The sequence below is a fragment of the Streptomyces sp. NPDC028298 genome (genome assembly GCF_055565895.1).
In genome coordinates this window covers 809,697-835,883 of the sequence record NZ_JBVHTL010000001.1, presented here as the reverse complement: position 1 = coordinate 835,883, position 26,187 = coordinate 809,697, and the positions used below count along the sequence as shown (strand labels likewise).

The 26,187-nt window shown below is 70.0% G+C and carries 26 protein-coding genes and 1 pseudogene; 9 read left to right on the top strand and 18 right to left on the bottom strand.

From position 1 onward, the window contains the following. Window positions 1-99: 99 nt before the first annotated feature. A pseudogene (locus ACZ4TO_RS03825) lies at window positions 100-450 on the top strand (SCO4402 family protein); the annotation flags it as partial. A gap of 220 nt (window positions 451-670) precedes the next feature. Here the strand turns inward: ACZ4TO_RS03825 and ACZ4TO_RS03820 are convergent. The 6 genes from ACZ4TO_RS03820 to ACZ4TO_RS03795 all read right to left on the bottom strand — a co-directional run bounded on the left by ACZ4TO_RS03820 (window position 671) and on the right by ACZ4TO_RS03795 (window position 4,325). After that, window positions 671-946, bottom strand: coding sequence for an SUKH-4 family immunity protein (locus ACZ4TO_RS03820; protein WP_468023331.1), 276 nt, complete (start codon window positions 944-946; stop codon window positions 671-673). A 14-nt stretch (window positions 947-960) separates the two neighbouring features. Beyond that, entirely contained in the window at window positions 961-1,239 is a 279-nt protein-coding gene (locus ACZ4TO_RS03815; RefSeq protein WP_468023330.1) for an SUKH-4 family immunity protein, read from the bottom strand. 128 nt (window positions 1,240-1,367) lie between these two features. Then, on the bottom strand, window positions 1,368-1,748 hold the full coding sequence (locus tag ACZ4TO_RS03810) for an Imm32 family immunity protein (RefSeq protein ID WP_468023329.1): 381 nt from the start codon (window positions 1,746-1,748) through the stop codon (window positions 1,368-1,370). Between the two features lie 108 nt (window positions 1,749-1,856). Next, window positions 1,857-2,084 (bottom strand): hypothetical protein, encoded by a 228-nt coding sequence (locus ACZ4TO_RS03805; RefSeq protein ID WP_468023328.1) that lies wholly within the window; start codon window positions 2,082-2,084, stop codon window positions 1,857-1,859. Between the two features lie 1,151 nt (window positions 2,085-3,235). Next, on the bottom strand, window positions 3,236-4,000 hold the full coding sequence (locus tag ACZ4TO_RS03800; protein ID WP_468023327.1) for a hypothetical protein: 765 nt from the start codon (window positions 3,998-4,000) through the stop codon (window positions 3,236-3,238). 37 nt (window positions 4,001-4,037) lie between these two features. Next, the gene (locus tag ACZ4TO_RS03795; protein ID WP_468023326.1) at window positions 4,038-4,325 is read right to left on the bottom strand and encodes a hypothetical protein; all 288 of its coding nucleotides are present in this window, start codon (window positions 4,323-4,325) and stop codon (window positions 4,038-4,040) included. A 189-nt stretch (window positions 4,326-4,514) separates the two neighbouring features. Here ACZ4TO_RS03795 and ACZ4TO_RS03790 point away from each other — a divergent pair, with 189 nt between their 5' ends. Further along, the gene (locus tag ACZ4TO_RS03790; protein ID WP_468023325.1) at window positions 4,515-5,072 is read left to right on the top strand and encodes an HAD domain-containing protein; all 558 of its coding nucleotides are present in this window, start codon (window positions 4,515-4,517) and stop codon (window positions 5,070-5,072) included. Between the two features lie 127 nt (window positions 5,073-5,199). Continuing rightward, window positions 5,200-6,309 (top strand): outer membrane protein assembly factor BamB family protein, encoded by a 1,110-nt coding sequence (locus ACZ4TO_RS03785; RefSeq protein WP_468023324.1) that lies wholly within the window; start codon window positions 5,200-5,202, stop codon window positions 6,307-6,309. Between the two features lie 60 nt (window positions 6,310-6,369). Here ACZ4TO_RS03785 and ACZ4TO_RS03780 read toward each other — a convergent pair whose 3' ends face one another. Both ACZ4TO_RS03780 and ACZ4TO_RS03775 read right to left on the bottom strand, forming a co-directional pair. Next, window positions 6,370-6,870: a hypothetical protein gene (locus tag ACZ4TO_RS03780; protein ID WP_382779341.1), complete on the bottom strand. Its 501-nt coding sequence runs from the start codon at window positions 6,868-6,870 to the stop codon at window positions 6,370-6,372. 80 nt (window positions 6,871-6,950) lie between these two features. Next, complete coding sequence (locus ACZ4TO_RS03775; RefSeq protein WP_468023323.1) at window positions 6,951-7,802, bottom strand: DUF4253 domain-containing protein; 852 nt, start codon at window positions 7,800-7,802, stop codon at window positions 6,951-6,953. Between the two features lie 121 nt (window positions 7,803-7,923). Here ACZ4TO_RS03775 and ACZ4TO_RS03770 point away from each other — a divergent pair, with 121 nt between their 5' ends. Then, window positions 7,924-8,196, top strand: a complete 273-nt coding sequence (locus tag ACZ4TO_RS03770; RefSeq protein WP_468023322.1) for a YrhB domain-containing protein — start codon at window positions 7,924-7,926, stop codon at window positions 8,194-8,196. Window positions 8,197-8,376: 180 nt separating this feature from the next. On the opposite strand, the gene ACZ4TO_RS03765 is transcribed toward ACZ4TO_RS03770, so the two are convergent. Further along, window positions 8,377-8,832: a hypothetical protein gene (locus tag ACZ4TO_RS03765; protein ID WP_468023321.1), complete on the bottom strand. Its 456-nt coding sequence runs from the start codon at window positions 8,830-8,832 to the stop codon at window positions 8,377-8,379. A gap of 837 nt (window positions 8,833-9,669) precedes the next feature. Between ACZ4TO_RS03765 and ACZ4TO_RS03760 the strand changes: the two genes are divergently transcribed. Then, entirely contained in the window at window positions 9,670-10,107 is a 438-nt protein-coding gene (locus ACZ4TO_RS03760; RefSeq protein WP_382779352.1) for a hypothetical protein, read from the top strand. A gap of 23 nt (window positions 10,108-10,130) precedes the next feature. Next, complete coding sequence (fxsT, locus tag ACZ4TO_RS03755) at window positions 10,131-12,770, top strand: FxSxx-COOH system tetratricopeptide repeat protein (RefSeq protein WP_468023320.1); 2,640 nt, start codon at window positions 10,131-10,133, stop codon at window positions 12,768-12,770. A 131-nt stretch (window positions 12,771-12,901) separates the two neighbouring features. Here the strand turns inward: fxsT and ACZ4TO_RS03750 are convergent, their stop codons facing one another. From ACZ4TO_RS03750 to egtA, 5 genes are all read right to left on the bottom strand, one after another. Continuing rightward, window positions 12,902-13,543: a precorrin-8X methylmutase gene (locus ACZ4TO_RS03750; RefSeq protein WP_468023319.1), complete on the bottom strand. Its 642-nt coding sequence runs from the start codon at window positions 13,541-13,543 to the stop codon at window positions 12,902-12,904. Window positions 13,544-13,716: 173 nt separating this feature from the next. Continuing rightward, window positions 13,717-14,691, bottom strand: a complete 975-nt coding sequence (gene egtD / locus ACZ4TO_RS03745) for an L-histidine N(alpha)-methyltransferase (RefSeq protein ID WP_382779362.1) — start codon at window positions 14,689-14,691, stop codon at window positions 13,717-13,719. After that, on the bottom strand, window positions 14,688-15,482 hold the full coding sequence (gene egtC, locus ACZ4TO_RS03740; RefSeq protein ID WP_382779365.1) for an ergothioneine biosynthesis protein EgtC: 795 nt from the start codon (window positions 15,480-15,482) through the stop codon (window positions 14,688-14,690). Before egtC ends, egtD begins: the two co-directional genes overlap by 4 nt. Continuing rightward, window positions 15,482-16,828, bottom strand: a complete 1,347-nt coding sequence (gene egtB, locus ACZ4TO_RS03735) for an ergothioneine biosynthesis protein EgtB (protein ID WP_382779368.1) — start codon at window positions 16,826-16,828, stop codon at window positions 15,482-15,484. Before egtB ends, egtC begins: the two co-directional genes overlap by 1 nt. Further along, entirely contained in the window at window positions 16,825-18,162 is a 1,338-nt protein-coding gene (gene egtA, locus ACZ4TO_RS03730) for an ergothioneine biosynthesis glutamate--cysteine ligase EgtA (RefSeq protein WP_382779371.1), read from the bottom strand. The genes egtB and egtA overlap by 4 nt, the downstream gene beginning before the upstream one ends. 256 nt (window positions 18,163-18,418) lie before the next feature. Between egtA and ACZ4TO_RS03725 the strand changes: the two genes are divergently transcribed. After that, window positions 18,419-19,252: a TIGR02452 family protein gene (locus ACZ4TO_RS03725; RefSeq protein WP_468023318.1), complete on the top strand. Its 834-nt coding sequence runs from the start codon at window positions 18,419-18,421 to the stop codon at window positions 19,250-19,252. Between the two features lie 215 nt (window positions 19,253-19,467). On the opposite strand, the gene ACZ4TO_RS03720 is transcribed toward ACZ4TO_RS03725, so the two are convergent. The 4 genes from ACZ4TO_RS03720 to ACZ4TO_RS03705 form a co-directional block, all read right to left on the bottom strand. Further along, complete coding sequence (locus tag ACZ4TO_RS03720; RefSeq protein WP_382779377.1) at window positions 19,468-19,923, bottom strand: type II toxin-antitoxin system PemK/MazF family toxin; 456 nt, start codon at window positions 19,921-19,923, stop codon at window positions 19,468-19,470. A gap of 330 nt (window positions 19,924-20,253) precedes the next feature. Further along, a complete protein-coding gene (locus tag ACZ4TO_RS03715; RefSeq protein WP_382779380.1) occupies window positions 20,254-21,744 on the bottom strand; it encodes an SPFH domain-containing protein in 1,491 nt (496 codons plus the stop codon). Window positions 21,745-21,961: 217 nt separating this feature from the next. Continuing rightward, window positions 21,962-22,180, bottom strand: a complete 219-nt coding sequence (locus ACZ4TO_RS03710) for a hypothetical protein (protein WP_382779383.1) — start codon at window positions 22,178-22,180, stop codon at window positions 21,962-21,964. A 26-nt stretch (window positions 22,181-22,206) separates the two neighbouring features. After that, window positions 22,207-23,631: an amidase gene (locus tag ACZ4TO_RS03705; RefSeq protein WP_468023317.1), complete on the bottom strand. Its 1,425-nt coding sequence runs from the start codon at window positions 23,629-23,631 to the stop codon at window positions 22,207-22,209. Window positions 23,632-23,788: 157 nt separating this feature from the next. Here ACZ4TO_RS03705 and ACZ4TO_RS03700 point away from each other — a divergent pair, with 157 nt between their 5' ends. Both ACZ4TO_RS03700 and ACZ4TO_RS03695 read left to right on the top strand, forming a co-directional pair. Next, window positions 23,789-24,838, top strand: coding sequence for a LacI family DNA-binding transcriptional regulator (locus tag ACZ4TO_RS03700; RefSeq protein WP_468023316.1), 1,050 nt, complete (start codon window positions 23,789-23,791; stop codon window positions 24,836-24,838). 132 nt (window positions 24,839-24,970) lie between these two features. Continuing rightward, window positions 24,971-26,179: a 4-hydroxybenzoate 3-monooxygenase gene (locus tag ACZ4TO_RS03695; protein ID WP_468023315.1), complete on the top strand. Its 1,209-nt coding sequence runs from the start codon at window positions 24,971-24,973 to the stop codon at window positions 26,177-26,179. Window positions 26,180-26,187 lie beyond the last annotated feature (8 nt).

Below are 26,187 nucleotides of genomic sequence, written 5' to 3'. Positions count from 1 at the left end.
AGCGGTCGGCGGACGTCGGACCGGGCTCGGATCGAACTGCTATAGCGGTGCTCCAGAAGTCCAGCGCCTCCACCAGATGCGCCCGCTACGCTCGCACTTGTGAGCGAAGCCGCCCGACTCATAGCGAACCACCGAGTCCACGTCGTCCCCGTTGTGTTGGCTCTGGCCAATCCAGCATGGCAGCGGGACGTGTGGCTTGACCCTTCGGCGTTCGAAGATCTGGACCATGTCTTCCACACACTCTTCGATGACTTCTGTGACGCCGACGAGCCAGAGCGGTTCCTCGGCGTCTGCCTTCGAAGTCACGAAGAAGTCGTTCTGATGAGAGAGCTCGGTGCCGCACTCAACACCGCGGCGGCCGAGGCACCCAACGACACCGACGCGGAGTATCTCCGGGCATCTGTCTGGTCAGAAGTCGTGGCCATCGCCGGGCGCCTCGCGCAGGTCATGGTCGCGAACGATCTGAGGGAACTTTCCGTGCTGCTCAACGAAGAGGCCGTGCCAGACCCGTGCCAGGTCGTACGAGGAACCCCGGGCAACACCGGGGATGAAGCGACGGATACCCAAGCTGCGACACCGCTTCGCCGCAGGTCAACCCGGCACCTTTCCCCAAACGCCCCTATCTTCCCAACCTGGGGTGAGGCGTGTCGCCTTCCAGGCCTGGACCGCATCACCACAGCCAGCGACCCAGGAACTCGGCCCAGATGTATCCCTGATACCCCGCGAACGCTGGCGGGTCGCATTCCTCCAGTTCGGCCGCCAGCTCTTCCAACTCGGCCAGGACAGCGGCTTCCTCGTGGTCGTCGGGGTTGAGGAGCAGGTCGCACGTGTCGACCCGCAGCCCGTAGTGGTGCAGGCACTGCACCCAAAGGACGACGGAGGAGTTGGCAAACCACAGCTCGCCGTCCGGCTCAACGTAATAGACAGTTCCGGTGGCCGGCTCCACGGCCCACGAGGCCGTCAGGGCGCCGTCCGGGAGGTCCGAGAGCTATCTCTCGGCCAGGCGGTACAGCAATCTTCCATCAGAGGTCGGCAACGACGGCTGAGGTCCTTCCTGAAAACACACCCGGTGAGAGGCGTGTCCTCGGTGTGAGGAATGCCGACCTCCATCAGAACCGCCTTGTCAGCGTCCGGAATCCGCCAGTCACCCACTTCAGACCCCTTGGCGCGGGTCGCTCCCTGTCCGCCCGCCCAGTCGACGAGATCGTCGTAGGTCAGGCCCTCATAGAACAGCGCCACGATTACCTCCGGCCCCGGAAGCGTCCGCCGACTCACCCGAGGCCGACCGATAATCCGACCAGGCCCACGACCGCTCCCTCGCACCGATGCCTGCGGGCTCAACCGCCGTACAGCCGAAGGCTCTCCGCTCACTTCATGAAGGCAATCACCAGCGGGTCCGACTCGGGCGCGATGTAGTCGTAGGTCGGGGAGTCGACGTGGCAGTGATCGCTTGCATCCGCCTCGGAGGCGAAGCCCTCGATGTTGTCGGCGAGAAGGTCGAGAGCTTTTCGCCCTCCCCGGATCCTCAGGGTCTCGCCCTCCGCGACGATCGAGGCGGTGTCGCCCTCAGGGTCCTCCCGGAACGCGATCTCGGACAACGACCTTTCGTAGGGAAAGGGGTGCCGGTTCTCGGAGAGATCGCAGCTTCCGGCCTTCCCTCGCAGCAGGTGTCCGAGCGCCAAAAGCTCTGGACGCGTCCCAGAGAGTTCGAGTTCTCTGGTCCCCCCGCTGTACAGCACCTGCAACATCTCATCGCCTCCGGTCTGCCGCCTTTACCGATCACCAAGGTGGATCATTCTCCCGGCCCTTCGGCCTCAGTCGGGCTTACGGCTCCACGGCCTTGTATCGCAGTCGAATCAGCCGAAGTTGTTGATCTGGTCGCTCGTCGTAGGGCTGGTGGCCTGCCACTGCTCAGGACTCAGCAGACGTGTCCGCGCGGCCAGACGGCGCAGGGCGGCGATGGCGCCTTTGTCGAGTTGGGCCCCGCTGTAGCCGATGTACGCCACGACACCGGGCACCGGCTCCCAGGCCAGCGCGCCGTTGCCACCGAACGCAGACGTGATGATCGCGGGCTTGCCCTTCACCGTCCCTGCCGTCTGAACGTCGGCGGCGTACAACTGGTCTTCGAAGCCGCCGCATCGGGCGACGCCGGTGAAGGTCAGGCCGCCTGAGAGCGCGTCTTCCTCCCCGGTCCCGGCTGAGCTGTATCGGGCCTCGTATATGTAGGTCGGGCGGGAGGTGCCCGTGGCCGTTACTGAAAGTCCGGGCGGTGATTCGACCTCGGGGCGGCCCGAGGCGACGCTGGTGGCGGCGGCGACAGCGATCAGCTCGGACTGCGGCAGATCCCCTCGGACTCGAGCGTATGAGCCACCGACTGGCCAGGTGATCTCTCGCTCAAGGGTCCTTCCCGAGACGCCGCCGACCAGGACCGGGCGCCCCCCTGTCGGCGCAGGTACGGGGAACGTGACCACCGCGCTGTGCCGTCCCAGAGAACCGTTTGAACGTCGTACGACCACCGTCGACGGGCCTGCGTCCGCTCTGCGATCACGCCTGATCAGCGTGGCACCCTGAGACAGTCGTAAGCCTGTGATCACCATGCCAGGGGTCTGCCCCGCCCTGACAGTCGCGTCTGGGCCATCAGGAAAGGCACGGCCGGACGGCGACGCCGACGACGAACTAACGGGTGCTGCCGGGGCCTGTTCGTCGGGGCCGCTCACGGCCACGATGCCCACCACGAGCGCCGCGGACAGGGCCACGGCTACGGCCACAGCGATGAGCCGACGCGACGGTCTCCATGGCGGTCGGTCCGAGCCATTGCTGAGTACATCCCCCATGCCCACAGTCTCCCTCGACAGGTTCCGGGCCGTACAGACAGCGGCGTCTTCGATGCGGGTGAACGGGCTTGCTCTGGTCGACGCCGCAAGCCAGTAGCGTGGCTGATCCGGTGGAGCAGGAACAGTCAGGGGCCGTTCTTGTTCCCGGCGCAGGTCAGCGTCCGCCGCTCCCCGGTGTTCCCCGCCCGTTCGGGCACGAGATCAACCAACGCCCTCAGCGCGCACGTCAGCTCGGCTGCGGCGGACCGATGACGGCTGGCCAGTCTGCTTGGCCGGCCCGGACGCATGGCTTTCTCGCAAGGTGTCGGGTCCGCCGCGATCGGGGCGGACCCGACGCCTTGACCGTCGCAGCCGCGGTTACCGCCGGCTTGGCCCCTACCAGCCCGCCAGCACCGCGGACATCACTTCACCACGACGTTGTCCCCGGACGACGTCGACGGCCCGGTGGTGGTGTTGCCGTAGTACACCCAGCGCCACGTGCCCGTCCTGGAGGCCTTCACGGTCGTCCTGAGATCACCCGAGCCGTTCGCGTACACCTTCTTCACCGTGGTGTAGGCGGCGGTGCCGTCAGGCTTGAACTGCAGGCTCACCAGGCGGCCTCCGTAGGAGGCGTACTTCCTGGTCTCCCAGTTGGCCCGCGTGACCTTTCCGGTCACGGTGATGGTCTTGTCCTTGGACACCGGTTCGGGCGAGGCGTTGACGGTCAGGCGGGAGTTGCGCTTGACGTCAACCGTCAGACCCTTGTCGTCGGTGTCACCGCCGCCGCCCTCGAAGGACACCTCGGCCCCGACCTTCCAGGCCCCGGCCTCGCTGTTATGCATGTCCCACACACTCGGGTCGAAGTACATCGTCTCGTTGAAGTCGCAGACGCCCGAGCTCACCTTGATGCAGTCGCTCGTCTCGATGGCGTGCCACAGCCGATCACCCGAACCACTGCGGTACAGGAACACCGCCGGCCACTTCCACTTGTGCGTGGTCGCCATCCGGAAGGAGGCGGGCACCGCGACCTCGTTCGACACCCCGATCACAATCGACTTGCCGCCGTTCACCTGGACACGGCTGAACGAGACCCCACCCTCGGCCGCCCCGGCCGGCACCGCGGCCACGGCCGTGAACACCGCCGCCGCACCACCGGCCACGAGGACTCTCCAGACCTGCTTCCCCACCTGATCCCCAATCTCCTTGCGGAAATGCACCGAAGGTTCATCCCTCCAGCGCCTTACAGACCGTCAACATCCGCATGGGGTTGTACAACCGCGCATCACAATGGGGCATCAGACGATCCCCGCCCCACGCGAAGCGGGGAGGTCGGTGCGAGCACTCCTCGATCGGCCAGCGCACCCCGGCGACCCGCACGAGCGTCGACAGCGGCGTCGGTTGCGGGGTCGAGCACAGGGAGAACGCGCACTTGCCGGTGGCGGTGTTGCGGCGGATCCGCAGTTGGCGGCCGGTGCCGGTGCCGGTGCCGGTGCCGGTGCCGTCGCCGTCCAAGGCGATCCACGCCCACCGGTAGGTAAGCGGGCTTTGGCGCCGGCCCCAGCACTGCGAGTCGGACAGGCGCTCTCGGGAAGGCTCCGTCGCGCCGCAGTGTGATCATCACCCGGGCCGGCCCAGCACCGAGACGATCTCTGCAGCTACGCTCCTCGGGGCAGTCGACAGCGAGCACGACCGGGGGAATCCGTGAACCGACCACTGTTGTTCCTCGACGTGGACGGGCCGCTCAACCCCTATGCGGCCAAGCCGGAGAGGCGTCCCGACGGCTACACGACACTCAGAGTGCCCCTGGACGGCGGGGCTCAAGCAGAGGGTAGGCGCCTCTCGTACCGACGTCGTCGCCCCCTGCGGGTCTGGCTCAACCCGGAGCACGGACGGCGCCTGCTCCGGCTCGGTTTCGAGCTGTGCTGGGCCACCACATGGATGGACGACGCCAACCGGTGGATCGCACCGGTGCTCGGCCTTCCGGAACTTCCCTTCGTCGACTTCGGTGACGCCTTGTTCCAGGAGCGCCCTGATGGAGTCCACTGGAAGACCGGTCCGCTGGTGGACTACGCCCGTGGCCGTGCCTTCGCCTGGGTGGACGACGAACAGAGCGAGCCGGATCAGACCTACGTGACCACCCACCATCGCGGGTCGGGGCTTCTGCACCACGTCAACCCGCGGATCGGCCTACGGGAGAACGACTTCCACACGCTCGCCGACTTCGCCCGCTCCCTGGACATTCCACGAACCACCGGTTGAGCACGTCGTCGGCTCTTCAGGTGGCCATGCACTCGGAGCCGCGATCATTGCGGGAGAGCCCATGGACGGCCGTCCCGGCCCTGGAACCCCGTCGTCGGGGGCGGGCCGCCTGTGGTGGGATGGCCCAATGATCGCCACAGTGCTCTGGGAGCGCGAACTGCACCAGCGGGGCGGCGTTTCCGCTTTCGTCGTGGGGCCCGACTGTGTCGTCCTGCACGAGCGGCACACCCGGCTGGTCTGCCTGGAGCGCGTCGACGGCTCTGTGCGCTGGGACGTCCCGCTCGGTACCTGGCCGCGCGGGATCGTCCTCGCGGGGGACCGCGTGCTGGTGTTGCCGCAAACGCCGAACCTGCTGTCCTGCATCGATCTGCGGACGGGTGCGTCGCTGTGGAGCGCCCCGACACCGGGGTGGACGGGGAATCTCGCGGTCCACTCGGACACCGTGGTGATCGGCGGTTGGCGCGGCTACACCCCGATGAGTGGCCTGGACCTCGCCGACGGGGGCGTCCGCTGGACGACACCGTCGCCGGTGACGTCCGTACGGTCCCTCGCGTGGGTCGGCGGGGTGCTGACCGGCAGTGGCCACGAGGCGGTTCTCCTCGATCCGGCCGACGGGAGCGACCTGGCTCGGTGGCAACTGCCGGACCCGCTCGCGGGAACCGACGGGAAGGTGTTCGTCCCGGTGGGTGCGGAGCGGGTGGTGGCGGTCTGCGAAGCCTCGTCGCTGGTGACTTTCGGCATCGGCGCGGACGAGCCCAACCGGCTCGGATCCTACGATCCGTTCGGGGCGGTTGGGTACATCCACGGGTCGATATGGATGCTGCGGTCACGCAGGGGGTTCCTCGCGGTGGATCCCGCCGACGGGATGTCGACGTGGTCGGTCGAGACGGATCGGCGGATTGTGGTCGACCCTCTGCCGTACGCCGACGGTGTCCTGGTCGGGGATGCCAACGGCGGCATCCGGCGGTCGGGGCCCGACGGCCGCACCGTGGAGGGGTGTTCCCTGCCGGGTCGGCGCCTGGACGCGCTGGCCGCCGCCGACGACGGCGGGCTGTTCTTCGCGGCGAAGGGCACCTTCGGCTCCTTCACCGTCAGCCCGAAAGCCCAGCGGCTGACCACATCCGCAGCCGGCACGAGAGCCCTCTCCGTCCGCGAGTCCACTGGGCAAGATCCGAAAGGGACGGCCCAAGGGACGGACCAAGGGACGGACCAAGGCTTGTCCCGCAGCGGTCATTGAGCGTCGCCCCTGGGCTCTCCGCCAACGTGACTGTGCGGTGCCCGAGGCGTGCGACCTTCCTCAGAGGTCGGGGAACGGTGGCGTCTCGTCCATCGTCAGCAGCAGTTTCCGTGCTGGTTCGGCCTCTTCCGGCCGCATGGATGAGGCGAGGCCCTCGATGACCCGTCGGCCCGCGTGCACGGCTTGCCTGGCGGCTGCTTCCCAGGCCGGTTGCTCCCGGAAACTCGTGCGCTTCGGGCCGCCGGCCGCCGCGGCCGAAGAGTGCCAGTTGTCGGTCCGGTAGATGCTCTCCAGTAGATCCAACAGCTCCGCCTTGCAGGGCACGTACGGGGCCCCGGCGAGCTCCAGGAGGAAGGGGACCGTCGGAGCGGTCGCCTCACCGACTACGAACCCCAAGGCGCAGACGCTGTCGCCCAGTTCGTCGACTGCGAGGCGGGCAGCGTCCTCGCCTCCGTACGCGATTCGGGAGAGCAGCGGCGGGATGTCCCCGGCGGGGAGCTGCCGGGCATCGCGCAGTTCCCCCCAGCGGACGCCGGAGACGCCTCTCAATAAACTTCCCACGCACGGTCACCTTTCATCGGGCTCGCGTCAGCTTCGCCGCCATCTTCATCTGGGCCCGACGCTGACGATGACGGCGTGGTTCAGTCCCACCACAGGGACCACACCGTCGATCGGGTCATGCCGTCGCCGGCGACCTGAGCGTCATCCACGGTGTCCTCGCAGTAGCCCGTCAATTCCGTGGCGGCCTGTGCGGCGGACCGGGGGTCCAAGGGCGGTCTGTCGACGACGAGTTCCAGGCGTGGGCCCGAGGCGAAGAAAAGCTCGGCCCCCCACTGCTCGTGCCAGCGTCTGAGCAGCGCCGCATCGTCGGCTGGGTGGAGGTAGTGGGTGCTGCCGTTGCCCGTCATGATGAGACCGGGCAGCAAGACGGGCACCTCGTAGCCTCCTCGCGCCGGAACGAAGTGGAGCCACCACTGATCCCTCCAGTACATGGTGTTCCGATTTTCGGGAACCCAGCGTGACACCCCTGGCAGCGGCTCCGCGATCGCAGGACCCAACCGCGGTGCCAGGCGATCGGGGTCATACTCGTCAAGCCATTCCTCGAGCCCCCCTTCCTCCCCACAGGCGAAGTCCCTGATCCATAGGAAGCTCGACAGCACGATCGATGCTGCGCGCGCATCGTGGTCCCGGCACACGACCTCGGCCACCATGTTCTCCAGAAACGCAGCGTCCACGCCCTCGTGGAGACGGCCGTCACCGGTCAGACCCTCCGGTGACATCTCGCTGACGTAGGGCCACCAGCCGGTCTCACCGTGCTTCCCGCGCCACTCGTCCCATGCGTCACGCACCCTGTCCGACGCCACGAGCACGCTCACCACCTCGACGCCCGCAGCTGTGGTGGACCGCATCGGCTGCGACTGGGGAAAGAGCGTCCGTAGAGCGGAAATCAGATCGTCCGCGGCAAGGTGTGGCTGGTGGAGGAACGTGTTCATGATGTCGGGACCCTACGGTCCGCTCACTCACCACGCACCCGATAAAGAGCCCCGCACTCGGCGTACGAAGATCATCGCAGGGTGGTTAGGGTGCCGTCGTCAGCCGAAGGAGTGGAGGCGCATGATGGAGCAGGACGAAGCATTGCAGCTCGCGGTGGCATTCCTCGAGGACAGCCAGGCAGAGTATGAGCCGCCTCTTGCCGTCGACACGGAGGGCGTCTGCCGGAGCAACGGACTTTTGATCGTGCCGTACAACTCGGTGCAGTACCTCGCCTCGCGTGATGTCAGAGAGCAACTGTTGGACTGCTGGCCCATCCTCGTCGACCTTGAGCGCGGAGACGTGCGGTTCGGGACGCTGGACGAGCGGCACCTGTGGAGGAACCCGAGCACCTGACGAGGCCATGGCTGACCGCAAGGTTCGGTACAGCAGACCCCCCTGCGCCGCCCGGTCTCCCGGTCGTACCCGACCCTGAGACGGCCACAGTCTGGATCACGACACGGCTACATGAGGGCAAGTCCCCGGCCGACGACTAACCCCTGACCCGGCCGCCTCCGGCGCGTCCCCCAGTGCGCATCAGGGCCGCACCACACCGACAACGGCCGTTGCGAGGCCGACGCCCCCGAACACGACCAGCCCTATGGTCCAGACGCGGTGGGACCGTAACCTGACGAGACCCTTGGAGGGCATTCCGGCTTCTCTGCAGCGCTCTTCCGCTGAACCGTGGACTTCGGGAAGTCCTCGGCTCTTCTCGAAGTCCTGCAACCAGATGCTGTCGGCCAGTTCATGGCGCCGGTGCTTCGCCAGAAGCTGCACGGACATGAAGGAGACGACCACCGACAGCAACCCGGAGGCGATTTGCGCCAGTTGCCCCGTGTCAGGGCTCAAGGCGATGGTCATGAGAAACGCCTGAGCCGTCAACCCCAGGCCCGGAGCTTGCCACATCATCGAGTCGAACCCGGCGCGGCGGGCGGCCACCGCCTGGTACTGGAGGAATGCTTGCTCGTCACTCGGGGCGGGAGGCGTTGACATGATTACCATGCAATCAGCCGGCCAGCTCGTCTGGAAGGAGCTCGACGCAGTTCGCTCCGCTCCACGGAGAAGCCTGTGGTCGAGTGACCGTCGACCGGCGCACGTCTGGCGACATGGTCTACCTGGTCGGTCGGCAAGGCTGAGGCATTGGCGTCTATTCGGCGTGAAGTTGAGGGCCGTCCAGCCACCGGAGCGGCGAAATTCAGGTGCCGCGACGACAAGGACGCTGCCAGGCTGCGCCCATGATGGGTGAGATTCGATGAGGACGCGCGCCCTGAGATTCGGTCTGTTCGCCGACCAGGAGGGGCTGACATGGGTCCGGGGACTCGTCGAGGAGGCCGTGCGGCCCCGGAGCGCCCGGATCGTCAGTGTGACGGTTTCGCACACCTTCCCTGGCAGCGAACTGACCACGGCCGAGGTGTACGGCACGCTCGCGGAACAATGGGCTTGGGAAAACCCTGGTCGGAACAGTGGCGCGCGTTCTTCGGTCGAGTTGCGCGTTCACGTGGCGTGTTCCCTGCGGGCGTGGCGAGCGATTCGCAAGACAGTGATCAAGACTCTATGTCCGGAAGGCGCGGCACCCCATGTGTGCCGTGTTCCGTGGTTCGCCGCCTGATCGGAATCACGCGCTGGCCGCCCTCACCTGCGGACGTGCCGGTGTGAGTCCTGCCTTGCCCCGGCTTCTGGGGTGGCGGGGGAGCTTCTGGCCCCTTGCTTCGACGCCTAGAGGCTCAGAATGCGCGGCAGGCGGTTTAGCCGTTCTGTACTCGCGGAGTGTCTTCGATTCCTACGCTTGGTCACCTGCGATGGGCGGATGGCACATGGTCAGGAGTGTTTGTGAGTGCGGAGATCGTCGAGCTGGTGGATCAGGCCACGCCGTATCTGTCGGCCGCTTTGACCACGTACGGGGCGGCGGTCCTGAGCCGGGCTGAAGAGGCTGCGGTGGGTGCCGCGGTCGAGGGGACAGCGGGTCTGGGGCAGCGGATTCTGCATCTGGTGTGGCGGCGACGGGACGAGGAAGGCCGGGCCGTTTTGGAAGGAGCTGTGGCGACAGCCGTCGAGGAGCCGGACGACGTGGATGCGGCGGGGGCGCTGCGGCATCAGCTCAAGCGGGCATTGCGGGAGGATGCGGAACTGGTGCGCGAGCTGGCGGCGTTGCTGCCCGTGTCGGGCGGAGCAACGGTGAATGCGTCGGGTACACGTGCGATCGGCGCGCAGCACATCGGTATCGCGGCTTCAGGCGACAACACCACCATTCACCCGCCCAAGCAGTGAGTGCGCGGATTTCGGGACGGCCGGTGGAGGTAGAGGCATCCGGTGAACGGGCGATCGGGGCCGAGTCGATCGATGTGGCCATCAGCGGGGACCACGCGCGGGTCGTTGTCCTGCCGGCGCAGGCCGTGCACTGGGCGCACACCGTTCAGGCTCCAGCGAAAGCCGGGTTCCTGCCAGAGTCGGTGTCAGGGGTATTCGTCGGCCGCGAGCGTGAGCTGACCGAACTGCGGAAGCTGCTGACGGGCGGGGGCTCCGCCGCCGTGGTTCAGCCGCAGATGTCCCCGTCGCGGGCGAGAGCGATCCACGGGCTGGGCGGAGTGGGTAAGAGCACCCTGGCCCTGCATTACGCCGACCGCTACCGCAGTGAGTACACGCTGGTGTGGTGGATCGCTGCCGAGTCTCCCGAGTCGATCGTGATCAGCCTCGCCGCAATTACTACAAGGTTGTGTCCGCAGTGGGCACAGACGGCCGATACGGACCAGCGGGCGGCCTGGGCCATCACGTGGCTCCAGGCCCACCCCGACTGGCTGCTGATCTTCGACAACGTCGAGCATCCAGCGCACTTACGTCCCTACCTCGGCACATTGGACGGCGGGCAGCACCTGGCCACCAGTCGAAAGGCCACCGGATGGCACTCGATAGCCCCGGCGATGGCCCTAGGTCTCCTTTCCCCCGACGAAGGCACCGACCTGCTGTGCGCCATCGCCTTCCCAGGCCGGATCCCTACCGGTGATCAGCGGGAGGCGGCATGTCGGCTCGTCGAAGATCTGGGGTGTCTGCCGCTGGCCCTTGAACAGGCGGGCGCCTACGCCTACCGGACCGGCACCGACCTCGACACCTACCGCCGGTCGCTGGGCCTGGTCCTGGACGAGGGCCGTGACGTGAACGATCCCGAACGCACCATCGCCCGGATCTGGGGCCAGACTCTCACCGCGATCACCGCCCGTGACCCGCTGGCCGTCACTCTCCTGCACACCATGGCATGGCTGGCCCCCGACGACATCCCCCGCAACCTCCTGGCACCCCTCGCCCCCGACTCACTCGCGCTGGGTAACGCACTGGGCGAGCTGCACGCCTACAACATGATTGCCTTCACCGACGATCACCAGGGCGTCAGCATCCACCGCCTGGTGCAAACCGTCCTGCGCCACAGCCTCACCACAGCACCCGACACCTACCCTTCAGGCCGACAAGAAGCAGAGCGTCTCGCCCGTGAGGCCATGCCTGACCAGGACAGCGACATCACGCGGTGGGAAAGCCTCCTGCCCCACCTGTTCGCACTCGCCGCCACGACCGCCCCGCACCTCCCGGCATCCGCCCAGACCGCCGACACCTACAGAGACGCGGCACAGTACCTGTCCCGACAGGGACGCGACGCTCACGCCATCCCTTTGCGTACGGCCACCGTCGCCCGGTGCGAGCAGGTCCTGGGCGACACCCACCCCGACACGCTGACCAGTCGCAACAATCTCGCTTACGCCTACGAGTCGGCGGGGGATCTGAAGCGGGCCATCTCTCTCTATACGGCCACTTTGGCCCAGCGCGAGCGGGTCCTGGGCAACACCCATCCCGCTACCCTGACCAGCCGCAACAATCTCGCCAGCGCCTACCAGTCGGCGGGGGATCTGAAGCGAGCCATCCCCCTTTACACGGCCACTCTGGCCCAGCGCGAGCGGGTCCTTGGCAGCACTCACCCAGCTACCCTGACCAGCCGCAACAACCTTGCCAGCGCCTACGAGTCGGCGGGGGACCTGGAGCGAGCGATCCCTCTCTACACGGTCACTCTGGCTCAATGTGAGCAGGTTCTGGGCGACACCCACCCCGACACCCTGAGCAGTCGCAACAATCTCGCTTACGCCTACGAGTCGGCGGGGGATCTGAAGCGGGCCATCTCTCTCTATACGGCCACTTTGGCCCAGCGCGAGCGGGTCCTTGGCAGCACTCACCCCGATACGCTGACCAGCCGCAACAACCTCGCCTACGCCTTCCAGACGGCGAGGGACTTGAAGCGGGCCATCCCCCTCCTGGAGGCCACCCTGGCTCAGCGCGAGCGGGTCCTTGGCAGCACTCACCCCGATACGCTGACCAGCCGCATCAACCTCGCCAGCGCTTACGAGTCTGCGGGGGACCTGGGCCGGGCCATCCCTCTCTACACGGCCACCGTCGCACAGTGTGAGCGGGTCCTGGGCGAGACCCACCCCTCCACTTTGATCAGCCGCAACAATCTCGCCTACGCCTACGAGTCTGCGGGGGATCTGAAGCGGGCCATCCCCCTCTACACCACCGCCCTCGCCCGGCGCGAGCAAGTCCTGGGCACCACTCACCCCGACACCCTCGCGAGTCGCAACAATCTCGCCTACGCCTACCATGCGGCAGGGGACTTGGAGCAGGCGATTCCCCTCTTCGAGGCCACCCTCGCTCAGTGCGAGCAGGTTCTTGGTGACACCCACCCCGACACGCTGAGCAGTCGCAACAATCTCGCCAACGCCTACCATGCGGCAGGGGACTTGGGGCGAGCCATCCCCCTCCTGGAGGCAACCCTGGCTCAGCGTGAACGGGTTCTGGGCAGCACTCACCCCGATACTCTGACCAGCCGCGACAACCTTGCCGGCGCCCGTCAGCAGGCCGGGCTGTACAGCAGGGAAGTACAGCAACCTCAGTGACCGAAGCTGTCCCTCAAGGGCTGCCCAAGACCGGTTGACCACAATGGATACGGGGCTGTCTCTTCGCAGAGTTCGCCGCCCGCCAAGTCGTCAGTCACGAGGCGACCTCGGTGGGGCATGGGGCCCCTTGGTCACTCTTCCTCGCTCGCCATCGCGTTGATCGCAGCCGCTGCGATGGCGCTGCCGCCTCTGCGGCCTCGCACGATCAAGTGGTCCAAGGCGGCGGGATGTTCGGCCAGGGCTTCCTTCGATTCTGCTGCGCCTACGAAGCCGACCGGGACTCCGATCACCGCGGCCGGGCGCGGGGCTCCCTCCTCCATCAGTTCCAGGAGGCGGAAGAGGGCCGTGGGGGCGTTGCCCACGGCCACCACGGCGCCGTCCAGGCGGTCGCGCCACAGTTCCAGGGCGGCCGCGCTGCGCGTGGTGCCCAGTTGCGCCGCCAGGTCCGGTACCGACGGGTCGGAGAGCGTGCAGATCACCTCGTTGTCCGCCGGCAGACGCTTGCGCGTGATGCCGCTCGCGACCATGGAGACGTCACAGAGGATGGGTGCGCCCGCACGCAGGGCTTCGCGGGCGCGGGCCACCACCTGGGGCGTGTACGCGAGATCGTCGACCAGGTCCACCATGCCGCAGGCGTGGATCATCCTGACCGCGACCTGGCTGACGTCGGCGGGCAGCGCCGCGAGGTCCGCCTCCGCGCGGATGGTGGCAAAGGATTCGCGGTAGATGGCCGCGCCGTCCTTCTCGTAGTCGAACACTGTCTTCTCGCTCATCCGTTGACGTCGTTCCGGGCGCGAGCATACCGATCATGGTTCGAACAGTGGTTCCTTCGGGGGTGGGGGCGGTGCCTGGGGCGGGCCGGCGGCATTGCCCGACGACCCCGCCCCGGCCTCACGCCCCTGCCCCGGCGCCGGTACCCCAACCCCGTTCCGGGAAAGACGCCTCCCTACGCCGTCTCCTCCACCACCCCGCTCAGCGACAACGCGAACCGCCCCTCCGTGTCCGTCCACCAGTGGGACAGGGCGAAGCCCGCCGTGGCCAATTCGCGGCGGACGCCGTCCGCGCGGAACTTCGCCGAGATCTCGGTGCGGATCTCCTCGCCCTCCGCGAGGTGGACCGCCAGGTCCAGTGCCGGGACCTTCACGGTCTGCGTGACGCCCGACCGCAGCCGCATCTCGATCCACTCGTTCTCGGGGTCCCACAGCGCCACGTGCTCGAAGGTGTCGAGGTCGAAGTCGGCACCGAGTTCGCGGTTGACGACGCTCAGCACGTTCTTGTTGAACGCCGCCGTGACGCCGGCCGCGTCGTCGTAGGCGGTGACGAGCACCGACGTGTCCTTGACCAGGTCGGTGCCGAGCAGCAGGGTGTCGCCGGGCGACAGCAGCGACCGTACGGACGCCAGGAACGTCGCGCGCTCGGCGGGCAGCAGATTGCCGATCGTGCCGCCGAGGAAGGCCACGAGCCGCGGCCCGGGGGTGTCCGGGAGCGTGAGACCGGCGGTGAAGTCGGCGATCAGCGCGTGGACGTTCAGGCCGGGCCGCTCGGCGATCAGCGCGTGACCGGCCTGGGTGAGCGCGCTCTCGCTGACGTCCACGGGCACGTACGTGTGCAGGTCCGGCATCGCGTCCAGCAGATGGCGGGTCTTCTCCGAAGATCCCGAACCCAGCTCGACGAGTGTGCGCGCACCGCTCGCGGCGGCGATCTCGGCGGCCCGCGACAGCAGGATCTCGCGTTCCGCGCGCGTCGGGTAGTACTCGGGCAGTTCGGTGATCTTCTCGAACAGCGCGCTGCCGTGGGCGTCGTAGAACCACTTCGGCGGCAGGGTCTTGGGCAGGTGTCCGAGGCCGTTCAGGACATCGGCGCGCAGGGCCGCGTCCGTGGCGTCCTCGGGAAGGGTGCGTGTCAACAGGAACGGACTCACGTACGGGGCTCCTTGTGCGGTGCGGGTGCCATGTCGTCGTCGCTCATGTCCTTGAGCGGGGTGAGCAGTACCTCGGTGTGGTTCGCGGTGAGGAGGGTGCGGTCGGGGACCTCCCGCCAGAGCGGGTCGTCGTCGTACGGCTCGGAGGCCACGAGGGTGCGCCGGCCGGGCTCGGACAGGTACCAGAGGGTGTCGCCCCAGGCCGTCGCGGTGATCGTCTCGCCGTTGGTGAGGAGGAGGTTGAGCCGGGACCCGGGGGCCGCCTCGGCGACCTCCAGGACGGTGTCGGCCAGCGCCTGACCCTCCTCGTCGCCGGCGCGCAGCCGGTGCAGGACCAGGGCCCACACGAACGCCGAGTCGCAGCGGGCCTCCAGCGACAGCAACTCGGCCGCGGGCAGGCCCGCCACGAGCGGGGCGAGGCTGTCGGGCCAGCCGCGGACGGCGCCGTTGTGGCTGAACAGCCAGGGGCCCGCGGCGAACGGCGCCGCCGCGGCCTCCCCGTCCGCGCCCGCCACGGTCGCGTCCCGCACGGCGGCGAGCAGCGCCCGTGTCCCGATCACCCGGGCCAGGTCGGCGAACGACTGGTCGCCCCAGATCGGCCCCGTGCGCCGGTAGCGGGCCGGCACCGGGTCCCCGTCGGCATACCAACCGACCCCGAAGCCATCGGCGTTGACGGTCCCGTGCCGCTGGTGCCGGGGCGCCCACGACTGCCGGAACAGGCTGTGCTCCGGTGCCACGAGGAGCGTGCCGAGCTTCTCCTCGCTTCCCAGATACGCCAGGTGACGGCACATCAGGCGGTCCCGTCGCGGGCCGTGCGGAACCCGGAGAAGATCTGCCGCCGGATCGGATAGTCCCAGTTGCGGAACGTGCCCCGGCAGGCCACCTGGTCCACCGCGAACGAACCGCCGCGCAGCACCTTGTACTCCGGGCCGAAGAACACCTCCGAGTACTCCCGGTAGGGGAACGCGACGAACCCGGGGTAGGGCTCCAGATCGCTCGACGTCCACTCCCACACGTCGCCGATCAACTGCCGTACGCCGAGCGGCGAGGCGCCCGCCGGGTAGCTTCCCGCCGGGGCCGGGCGCAGATGCCGCTGGCCCAGGTTGGCGTGGACCGGCGAGGGGTCCTCGTCGCCCCACGGGTAGCGCGTGGACCGATCGGACACGGGGTCGTGGCGGGCCGCCTTCTCCCACTCGGCCTCGGTGGGCAGCCGCCGCCCCGCCCAGCGCGCGTACGCGTCGGCCTCGTACCAGCACACGTGCAGCACCGGCTCCTCGGGCGGTACGACCTCGGTCACCCCGAAGCGGCGCCGCAGCCATTGTCCGCCCTCGCGTCGCCAGAACAGCGGCGCCTCGATGCCATGGGCGCGGATGTGGTCCCAGCCGGCCGGGGTCCACCAGCGCTCCTCGCCGTAGCCGCCGTCCTCGATGAACGCCTGGTACGCGGCGTTCGTGACCGGAGTGGTGTCGATGAAGAACGACGGGACCGTACGCCGGTGCGCGGGCCGCTCGTTGTCGAGCGCCCACGGTTCGGTGGAGGTTCCCATCACGAACGGGCCCCCGGGCACCAGGACTTCGGCCGGACCGGTGAACGGCGGGGCGGGCGCGGGGTCCGGCGCCGTGAGGGCGGCGGGTCCTCTGCGGAGCTGATGGGTGATCAGCATGGTCTCGTCGTGCTGCTGTTCGTGCTGCGCGATCATGCCGAACGCGAACCCGGACCGGGTCAGCCGGTCGCCCTCGAACGCGGCGCCCTCCAGGACGTCCAGCGCCCGGCCGCGCACCTCGGCCGCGTACGTACGGGCCTCGGCGGGCGGCAGCAGCGGCAACGAGGGGCGTTCGGCCCGGGAGTGCTCGAACGCGTCATAGATCCCGTCGATCTCGGGCCGCATCGCCTCACGCCCCGCGACCGCCCGCAGCAGCCACAGTTCCTCCTGGTTGCCGATGTGCGCGAGGTCCCAGACGAGCGGGGACATCAACGGCGAGTGCTGCGCGGTGAGATCGGGGTCCTCCACGCAGGAGGTGAGCAGGGCGGTGCGGTCACGGGCGGTGGTGAGCGCGTCCAGCGCGCGCTGCCGGAGCGACTCCGGATCCGTGCGCGGACCGGAAGCGGTCGTGTCGGAAGCGGTCGTGCCGGTCATGTGTTCATGTCCTTCCCGTCGGACAGGCCCTGGCGGCGGCCGGCCGGGTGCCGCCCGGACAGGCCGTCGTGATGAGCCGCGGCCGCACCGACCAGGTCGTCGGCGGGGCAGCGGCCCCGGGCCACGTAGCGTTCGGTGAACTCGGCCACCGCGTCGAGCACTTCGGTGGTGGCGCCGAGCCGGGGCAGTGCCTCGTACGCGGCCGCGAAGCAGACCGCCGCGGCCTCGCGCAGCTCCGGATCGGCGAGGCCGAACCGCGCCGCGTCCTGCCACAGCGGGTTGCGCGGCGCCGGTGCGGGCCCGGCCCGTTCCGCGAGCGGCTTGACGGTCCGGTAGGCGATCTCGGCCGCGTCCGGGTCGTCGAACAGCGCCGCCGTCACCGCGAGCGGGACGATCCAGCCGTCCTCACCGGGCTGCGCGTCGATCATCCGGAGCTCCAGATGACCGCGTGGCCGTACCGGCGGGAACAGCGTGGTCATGTGGTACGCGAGGTCCTCCCGGCCCGGTGGCGCGGCGGACCGCGTCCAGTCCCGGAAACTGAGGCCCTCCGGGACCTCCCAGGGTCCCTCGGAGGCGCGTACGCACATCACCGGCGCGTCCAGCACGCGCCGGGCCCAGGCGGCGCGGGGGTCGCCGTCCAGCGGCGGCGCGTCGGTGCGGCCGGGGTCCATCGACGCCCACAGCGACTGACGGGTGGAACGCCAGCCCGTGTGCCGCCCGTGGGCCATCGGGGAGTGGGCGAACGCGGCCACCAGGACCGCGCCGAGCTGATGGGCCAGCCACCAGCGGCGCCCGTGGCCGAGCGGGCCCGGCTCCTCGTACCCGGCGTCCACGCACACCTGGACCGAGGCGGACGTGCACATCATGGCGCGGCCCTCGGGACCCGCGCGGTCGAGGTACCGCTCCATGGCGTCGTATCTGGGCTCATGGAGATAGCGGCTCGGGGGGTTCCAGGGGTCCTGGCCGAAACCGCTGAGGCCGAGGCCCGCCTCGCGCAAGGTGGCGCGTACGGCGTCGAGGTCGGCCGAGACGGATCGCACGCACTCCATCAGGGAGGCGGCGGGTGCGGAGCTGAGCTCGAGCTGTCCACCGGGTTCGACGGTCAGGGCCGAATTCAGGGGCAGGGTCCGCACGGCGGCGTACGCCGCTTCGAGTCGTTCAGGGGGTATCGGGAGCCGCGGTCCCCGCAGCTCGTGGATGAGCCATTCCACCTCGACACCGAGGAGGCGGGGCGGGCCGGTCTTGAAACAGATGCCACGGACCAGTGCCTCCACCTCGGCCTCGGTGACGGAGGAGCGTCGTCGCTCCGTACAGTCACTCACCGAATCGGACATGTCGGGATCCTCCTGAGATTCCACCATGCCGCCGGCCTGGGGCCTGGTGGGCCGGACCGGCGATGACCGTTCCACCCAAGACCCTCTCGGCGGTTCGCACAAGGGTGCAAATCATTTCTTTGTGGACTGGTAGGCACTCTTTGCGGGGCCGCGAAACTCTGTTGCGCGGCAGGACCAGCATCGCTCACGATGCGTTCATGGGCACGACGGGGGAGCGCACGCAGGCCGCGTCCGTGGCGCGTACGGGGGTGGCGCCATGAGCGCGCGCCTGCGTGCGATCGCCCGTGAGACCGAGGAGATCGTGGCGGCCGGGGGCTACCGTGGACCCTCCGGGTCGGCTGTGTCCATCGCCGCGGCGGTCGAGGCCGCGCGGGCCGGGACGGTGCTGAACGGACCGGAGCCGGTGGGCATACCCTCGGTGACACCGGTCGTGACGTCCTTCGAGGTCACGGGCGAGAGCAGCCTGGAGGCGGCCCGCCGGCTGGTCTCGGCGGGCGGGGACCCGGTCGCCGTGCTGAACTTCTCCTCGGCTCGCAACCCCGGCGGCGGCTATCTGAACGGCGCGCAGGCGCAAGAGGAGGCCCTCTGCCGGGCCTCCGCGCTGTACACCTGTCTGCTGCGGGCCCGTGCCTTCTACGACCATCACCGCGCCCACCGTGACGCCTTCTACACGGACCGTGTCATTCACTCGCCCGGCGTACCGGTCTTCCGGGACGACCGCGGCGGGCTTCTCGACGAGCCGTTCCTCGCCGGTTTCCTGACCGCGGCGGCACCGAACGCCGGGGTCGTCCTGCGCACCGCCCCGGAACGGGCGGCCGACCTGCCGGGCGCGCTGGCGGTCCGTGCCGAACGCGTCCTGGAGACGGCCGCCGCCCACGGCTACCGTCGTCTGGTCCTCGGCGCCTGGGGCTGCGGAGTGTTCCAGAACGACCCCGCGCAAGTGGCGCGGGCCTTCCACGGGGTGCTGGCCGGCGGCCGCCTCGACGGGTACTTCGACCAAGTGGTCTTCGGCATCCTGGACCGCACACCGGGCCGGACCACCCGGGCGGCGTTCGAGCACGTGTTCGCGCCAGAGCCCCGCCCGGTGTGAAGCCCGCCCGATGTGATCCCCGGCCGTGTGAATCCCGTGGGGGGGGTGATCTCCGGGCCGTGTGAATCCCCGTCCGGCGTGATCCTCGGGCCGGTGTGAAACCCTGCCGGGCGTCTCGGCTGCGAGCGGCAGCCCTTCCCATCCCAGCCCGGCCGAGCGGCGCGGCTGCCAGGCAGGAGATGGCAGGAGACCGGGGAGCCCGGGAACGGACGCGCTCAGCGCCAGCCGTAGCGCTCCCGCAGCCGGTGCACGACGGAGTTGAACCGCATCCGGTCCAGCGCGCACGCCTCCCGTCGCATCCCGTCCTCGTGCAGCCGCAGCACGCGGTCCACGTTCACCCAGGAGTCCCGCCCGGTCCGGTCCCACGGTCCGCTGCCGATCGGCACCCACTCGCGGTCGCCGATGTGCGCCTTGCTGGAGAGCTGGACGGCGAGCAGCGTGCCCTCGGCCTCCCGGGCCACGACCAGAACCGGGCGGTCCTTGCCCCGGCCGTCGTTCTCCTCGAAGGGGACCCACGTCCAGACGATCTCACCGGGATCGGGGTCGCCGTCGTGCGCGGGGGAGTACTCGGTCTTCACGGGGCCGACCTCGCGGGGCTCGGCCTCGGTGGTGGCGGAGGGGCCGTAGCGGCCGGGGACGGCTTCTTCGGTGTCATCGGTAAAGGCAGTCACGCGGGCCACCGTAAAGCCTGCGTGCCAGGTCGCGGCGGGCGGGTCCGGGCCGGACGGCTCCGAGACGTCTGCGAGGTCGGTCCAACTCCCGTGCGGCTCCCACCGTACGGAGTGCGGTGCGCCGGGGGGACACGGCGACGGGCGTACGGGAGCTGTCGCCAACTCCCGTACGCCCGCGCCCTGCTGATCAGAACCACCGGCGCCTGCACGCCTCGGCGCGCCTGTCTCTCACCGGCGCCGGAACGCCACGGTGCACCTGCCTCTCACCGGAGCCGGAACGCCTCGGCGTACCTGTCCCTCACGGCACCGGTACGCCGCGGCGCATCCGTCTCACCCCTCGTTCTTCTCCACCGGAACCTTCTCGCTGACCGGCGGCACGAACCCGTTGAGCTCCGCCGCCGGGTTCTTGGCCGGGGTGCTCTCGGGGTTCATCGAGGCGAGCAACTGGCGTGCCAGGCCCAGGCCCGTGCCGCCCATGGTGAGCGCCTTGGCGAACAGGTCCGCCATGCCGTCGGCGCCGTTGAGCAGCACCATGTGGTCCACGTTGCCGAACGCGCTCGCGCCCGCCTGGACGATCTCCGGCCAGTTCTCGGCGAGTTGCTGGGCGACCACGGCCTCCTGGTTCTCGGCCAGCGCGGCGGCGCGGGCCTGGATGGCCTCCGCCTCCGCGAGACCCTGGGCCCGGGTCGCCTCGGCCGCCGCCAGGCCCTTGGCCTGCGCCGCCGCGGCCTCGGCCTCACCGGTGGCGCGGGTCGCCTGGGCGGCCGCGGCACCACGTGCCTTGGTCGCCTCGGCCTCGGCGTTGGCCGCCGCCTTGACCCGGGTCGCCTCCGACGCCGCGGCGAGCTCGGTCTCCCTGGCCTTGGCCTGCGCGGCCGAGATCCGCGCGTCGCGCTCGGCCTCGGCCCGTGCCCGGATCTCGTACGCCTTGGCGTCGGCCGGCTTGCGGACGTCCGCCTGGAGCTGCTGCTCGCGGCGGTGCGCCTCGAGCTCGGCGACCCGTGTCTCCTGGACCACGACATCCTGCTGAGCGGCCGCCGCGGCGAGCGGGCCGGCCATCTGGGCCGTCGCCGCCGCCTTGTCCCGCTCGGCCTGGTAACCGGCCTGCTGGATCTCGCTGTCCCGGGTCGCCTCCGACATCCGCGCCGCGGCCTTCTGCTCGGCCTCGGTGGCCAGCCGGTTCGCCTCGGCCTGCGCGATACGGGCATCACGCTGGACGGCGGCGGCGTGCGGCATGGCCAGGTTCCGGATGTAGCCGGTCGGGTCCTCGATCTCGTGAATCTGCAGCGAGTCGACGATCAGGCCCAGCTTCTCCATCTCCGTACCGCAGGCGGCCCGGGTCTGACCGGTCAGCTTCTCCCGGTCGCGGATCATGTCCTCGACGGTCAACCCGCCGACGATGGACCGCAGATGGCCGGCGAACACGTTGTGCACCCGCTCCGCCATCATCTTCTGCTGGTCGAGGAAGCGACGCCCCGCGTTGGCGATCGACACGAAGTCGTCGCCCACCTTGAAGATGACCACGCCCCGCACCTTGAGCGGAATGCCCTGGGTGGTCACGCAGTCCACGTGCAGTTCGGTCTCGTTGAGGTCGAGCGAGATCTTCCGCACCGCCTGCACGCCGGGGAGGACCAGCGTGCCGCGTCCCGTCACGATGCGGAATCCCATGCCTTCTTCGAGACCTTCGGTCCGATGCTTCGAACCGGAGATGATCAACGCTTCGTTGGGCTCCGCGACACGCCACATGAGCTTGAAGACCACAACGATGAAGATCAGGGCGAGGACTACCGCCCCCGCCACGACGCCGACAACCATCGGCATACGCCCCCTTTGGATGGTGCCCTTTCGGCACCGAACGAACGGGAGTGTGCTCCTCGCCGACAGCCGGGTACAGGGCTGCGCGAATCCTTGTTGCGTTCTTGACGCATACGGCTCTCACCTGGGACGAGCGCAGCTCAACTGTCGTATGGAGAACACCGGTTCGCCCTCGGGAAAGGGGGTGGAAAGCGACGCCCGGGGTGGGGGAGCAAGGCGTCGTTCAGCCCTCGTACGCGGGCGAGACGTACACCGTGCGCGGCGGCAGGTACTCCACCACCATCACCACCGTGCCCCGCTCGATACGGTCCTTGGGCGCGGCCGGGTACGCGAGGAAGTGCTCGGCTCCGCCCCGCACCCGGACGATCACCTCACCGACGAGCCCGGGCCCGACCGTGCCGGTGACGCGTCCCATCAAACCGACCATCGAGGCATCGTCCATGGCCACAGGGTAGAGCCGGAACTCACCTACGCGGCAGGGGAGTCCACCACGGCTTCGTGCGGGGGCCACAGGTCGTGCCAGCGCAGGTCCGCCTCCAACTGGGCAGCCAGGGACACCAGCAGCGGCTCGCTGTCCGCCGGGCCGAGCAACTGCGCGCCGACCGGCAGGCCTTCGCCGACGAAGCCCGCGGGGACGTTGACGCCCGGCCAGCCGAGGACGTTCCAGGGCCAGGCGTACGGGCAGGCCGCGATCATGGCCCGGTCGGTGCGCAGACCGCTCAGGCCGAGCATCGCGCCGACGGCAGGCGGGGGAGCGGCGGTGGTGGGCGCGAGCAGCACGTCGTAGGTGTCGAAGAGCGCGCCGACCCGCTGGTGCAGTGCCGCCTCGGCCCGGCGGGCCACCCGCAGGGGCGCGCCGCCGAGCAGCCGGCCGAAGCGCGCCGCGCCGTGCGTGCGCGGGTCGAGGAGTTCGGGGAACGGTACGGCGCGCACGTGCTCGGCGATACCCGCCGTGGCGCGCGGCACGAACGTGAGCCCGATGGGCCCGTAGCGGGGATCGGCCTCCTCGACCGTGTGCCCGAGGCGGGCGAGCCGCTCCGCGAGCGCGCGGACCTTCGCCCGTACGGCGGGGTCGAGCCGGGCGGGCACCGCGGTGAAGGGCGGCTTCAGCGACAGCGCGATGCGCAGCCGGCCCGGGTCGCGGCCCACGGCGTCGTGGACGCGCAGCCTGGCCGGCCGGTGCAGATCGCCCGCGTGGCTGCCGCTCGCCGCGTCCAGCAGCAGGGCGGCGTCCGCGACGGTGCGGGCGAGCGTGCCGTTGACCGTGATGCCCTGGAAGGACTCCGGGCGGGGCCAGGTCGAGATGCGGCCGCGCTGCGGCTTGATGCCGACCAGGTGGGTCCAGGCGGCCGGGATGCGTACGGAGCCCGCCCCGTCCGAGCCCAGCGCCGCGGGGACCAGGCCCGCGGCCACGGCGGCCGCGGAGCCCCCGGAGGAGCCGCCCGGGGTGTGCCCGTGGTGCCAGGGGTTGCGGGTCGCGCCGAAGGCCGGGCCCTCGGTGAAGGGCCACTGGCCCAGCTCGCAGGTGTTGGTCTTGCCGACGACGACGGCCCCGGCGGCGCGCAGCCTGCGGACGGCCTCGCCGTCCTCGGGCACCGGCGGGAAATCCCCCGCGCAGCCGAACGCGGTCGGTTCGCCCGCCACGTCCATGTCGTCCTTGACCGCGACCGGCACCCCGAGGAGCGGCCGCCTGCCGCCGGCGGCCAGTTCCGCGTCCGCCGCGTCGGCTTCCGCGAGGGCGGCCTCGGCGCGTACCCGCCGGAAGGCGTTCACGGTGGGCCGGGCCGCCTCGATCCGGGCGAGCGCCCGCTCGACCAGCTCGCGCGAGCTCACCTCGCCCGCGGCCAGCGCACGCGCGCTCTCCGTCAGTCCTGGGGCACGGTCGGGATCCATCCGGGTCACCTCCGAAGCGGTCGTCTACCGAACGGTAACCTCTGCGCCCGCAAGACGGTACCGGGCCCTCAACCTCCTTTACGGACGCGGGAGTTCCGTAAACGCCGGGCCCGATCGGGTGACCCGGCGCGAGACGGTGTCCGGGCCCTCTGCAAGGATGCCTCGCGTCATGGCGCAGATACCGAAACAGTCCGCCGGCCGGCCGGCGCCCGCACGACGTCCCGTACCGACCAGTGCCGACGTGGCACGCCTCGCGGGTGTATCCCGCGCGACCGTCTCGTACGTCCTGAACAACACCAGCGCGGTCCGTATCAGTGAACCGACCCGGCGCCGGGTCCGCGAGGCCGCCGAGGAGCTCGGATACGTTCCGCACGCGGCCGCGCGCAGTCTGCGCGCCGGACACAGCCGCATGGTCCTGATGCCCGCCCCGACCGCACCCGTGGGCCCGCTCTACCACCGGTTCTTCGCCGAGCTCCAGGCCGAGCTGGGCCGGCTCGACTACACGGTCGTGCAGCACGGCAGCGTCGGCCTGCGCGGCGACGAGGCCGCCCGCGCGTGGGCCGAGCTGCGCCCGGTCGCCGTCCTGGTGCCCGGCAGCGGCCTGGGCCTCCAGGGTGTCGCCGTCCTCAAGCGGGCGGGCGCCCGCGCCGTGGTCACCCTCGGACCCGAACGGGTCGAGGGCGCCCACGCGCTGCTCATGAACCACGACCGGGTCGGCCACTGCGCGGGTGTCCATCTGCTCTCCGGAGGCCGTCGCCGCATCGGTGTGGTGATGCCCGCGGAGAGCGGCCTGGAGATCTTCTCCAGACCCCGCCTCGACGGCGTCCTGCGGGCTCTGCGCGGCACGGACGCGACGGTGACCGAACTGCCGCTGGCGTACGAGGAGGAGGCCGCCGCCCGGCTCGCGGCGCGCTGGCGCTCCCTCGGCCTCGACGCGGTGTTCGCGTACAACGACGAGTACGCGATGCTGCTCATGCGCGCCCTCCAGGACGAGGGCGTCGCCGTGCCGGAGGAGACCGCCGTCGTCGGCGCCGACGATCTCATGCTCGGCCGGCTGCTGCGGCCCCGGCTGAGCACCGTGCATCTCGATCTGCCCTCCGGCCGCGACCTCGCCGAGCTCGTCGACCGCGTGGTCCGCGAACCGGGTGCCGAGCCGGAGACGCACGAGGTGCTCGGCGCGCGAGTGGTGCACCGCGCGTCGAGCTGAGAGAGGCTGGTGCCGCGGCGGGCGGACGGTGGCCCGCCGCGCGGCACCCGGCCCGTCCGCCCGGCCCGTGCACGGCGGGGCGGACCCGTGCCGGACCTGGGACCCGGCGGCATCGGACACCGGAGGAGCGTCATGCGGACCACGGTCGGCATCATCGGCGCGGGCCCGGCAGGACTCCTGCTGGCCCGGCTGCTGCACCGGACGGGGATCGACTGCGTCGTCCTGGAGAGCCGGGACCGGGCGTACGTGGAACACCGCCAGCGCGCCGGCATGCTGGAGCAGGGCACGGTCGACGCCCTGCGCGAGTGCGGCGCGGGCGCGCGGCTGGACGCCGAGGGGCTGGTCCACCACGGGATCGAGCTGCGCTTCGAACGGGAGCGCCACCACATCGACTTCCCCGGGCTCACGGGCGGCCGGACCGTCACGATCTACGCCCAGACGGAGATCGTGAAGGATCTCGTCGCCCTTCAACTCGCGGACGGGCCGCCCCTGTTGTTCGGGGCCGAGGCGCTCGCCGTGGAGGATCCGGACAGCGCCTCGCCCCTCGTGCGGTTCACGCACGAGGGGCGGGAACGGGCGCTGAACTGCGACTGGGTGGTGGGCTGCGACGGTGGCCACGGCGTCGCGCGCGCCGCGTTCCCGGCCGGCACGGGCCGCTCGTACGCCCACGACTACCCGTACTCCTGGCTCGGGATCCTCGCCGACGTGCCGCCCTCCTGCGAGGAGTTGATCTACGCCCGGGGTGCCGGCGGCTTCGCCCTGCACAGCATGCGTTCCCCGTCGGTCTCCCGGCTCTACCTCCAGGTCCCGAACGGCACCGGCGCCGCCGACTGGCCCGACGAGCGGGTCTGGGACGAGTTGGCCGCGCGGTTCGCGGTCGACGGGGACTGGCGGCTGGAGCGGGGACCGGTCACCGCCAAGTCGGTCACCCCCATGCGCAGTTGGGTTCACGAGCCGATGCGCCACGGGCGGCTGTTCCTGGCCGGGGACGCCGCCCACATCGTGCCGCCGACCGGTGCCAAGGGGCTCAACCTCGCGGTGTCGGACGTACGGCTCCTGGCCCGCGCGTTCGCCGCGCTGCACAGCACCGGTTCGACGGACCTCCTGGACGGCTACTCGCGAACGGCCCTCGAACGGGTGTGGCAGGCCACCCGTTTCTCGTACGACATGACTAAGATGTTGCACGCTCAACCAAATGAGGATGCCTTCGAACACCGGATGCAGCTCGCGCGACTGCGCCGGATCACGGCATCGCGTTCCGCCGCCGCCGAACTGGCAGCGAACTACACGGGACTTCCGCTGGACCCCCAGCCGCAGGAGTCACCGAAGTCCCGCTGGTGATCAGTGAA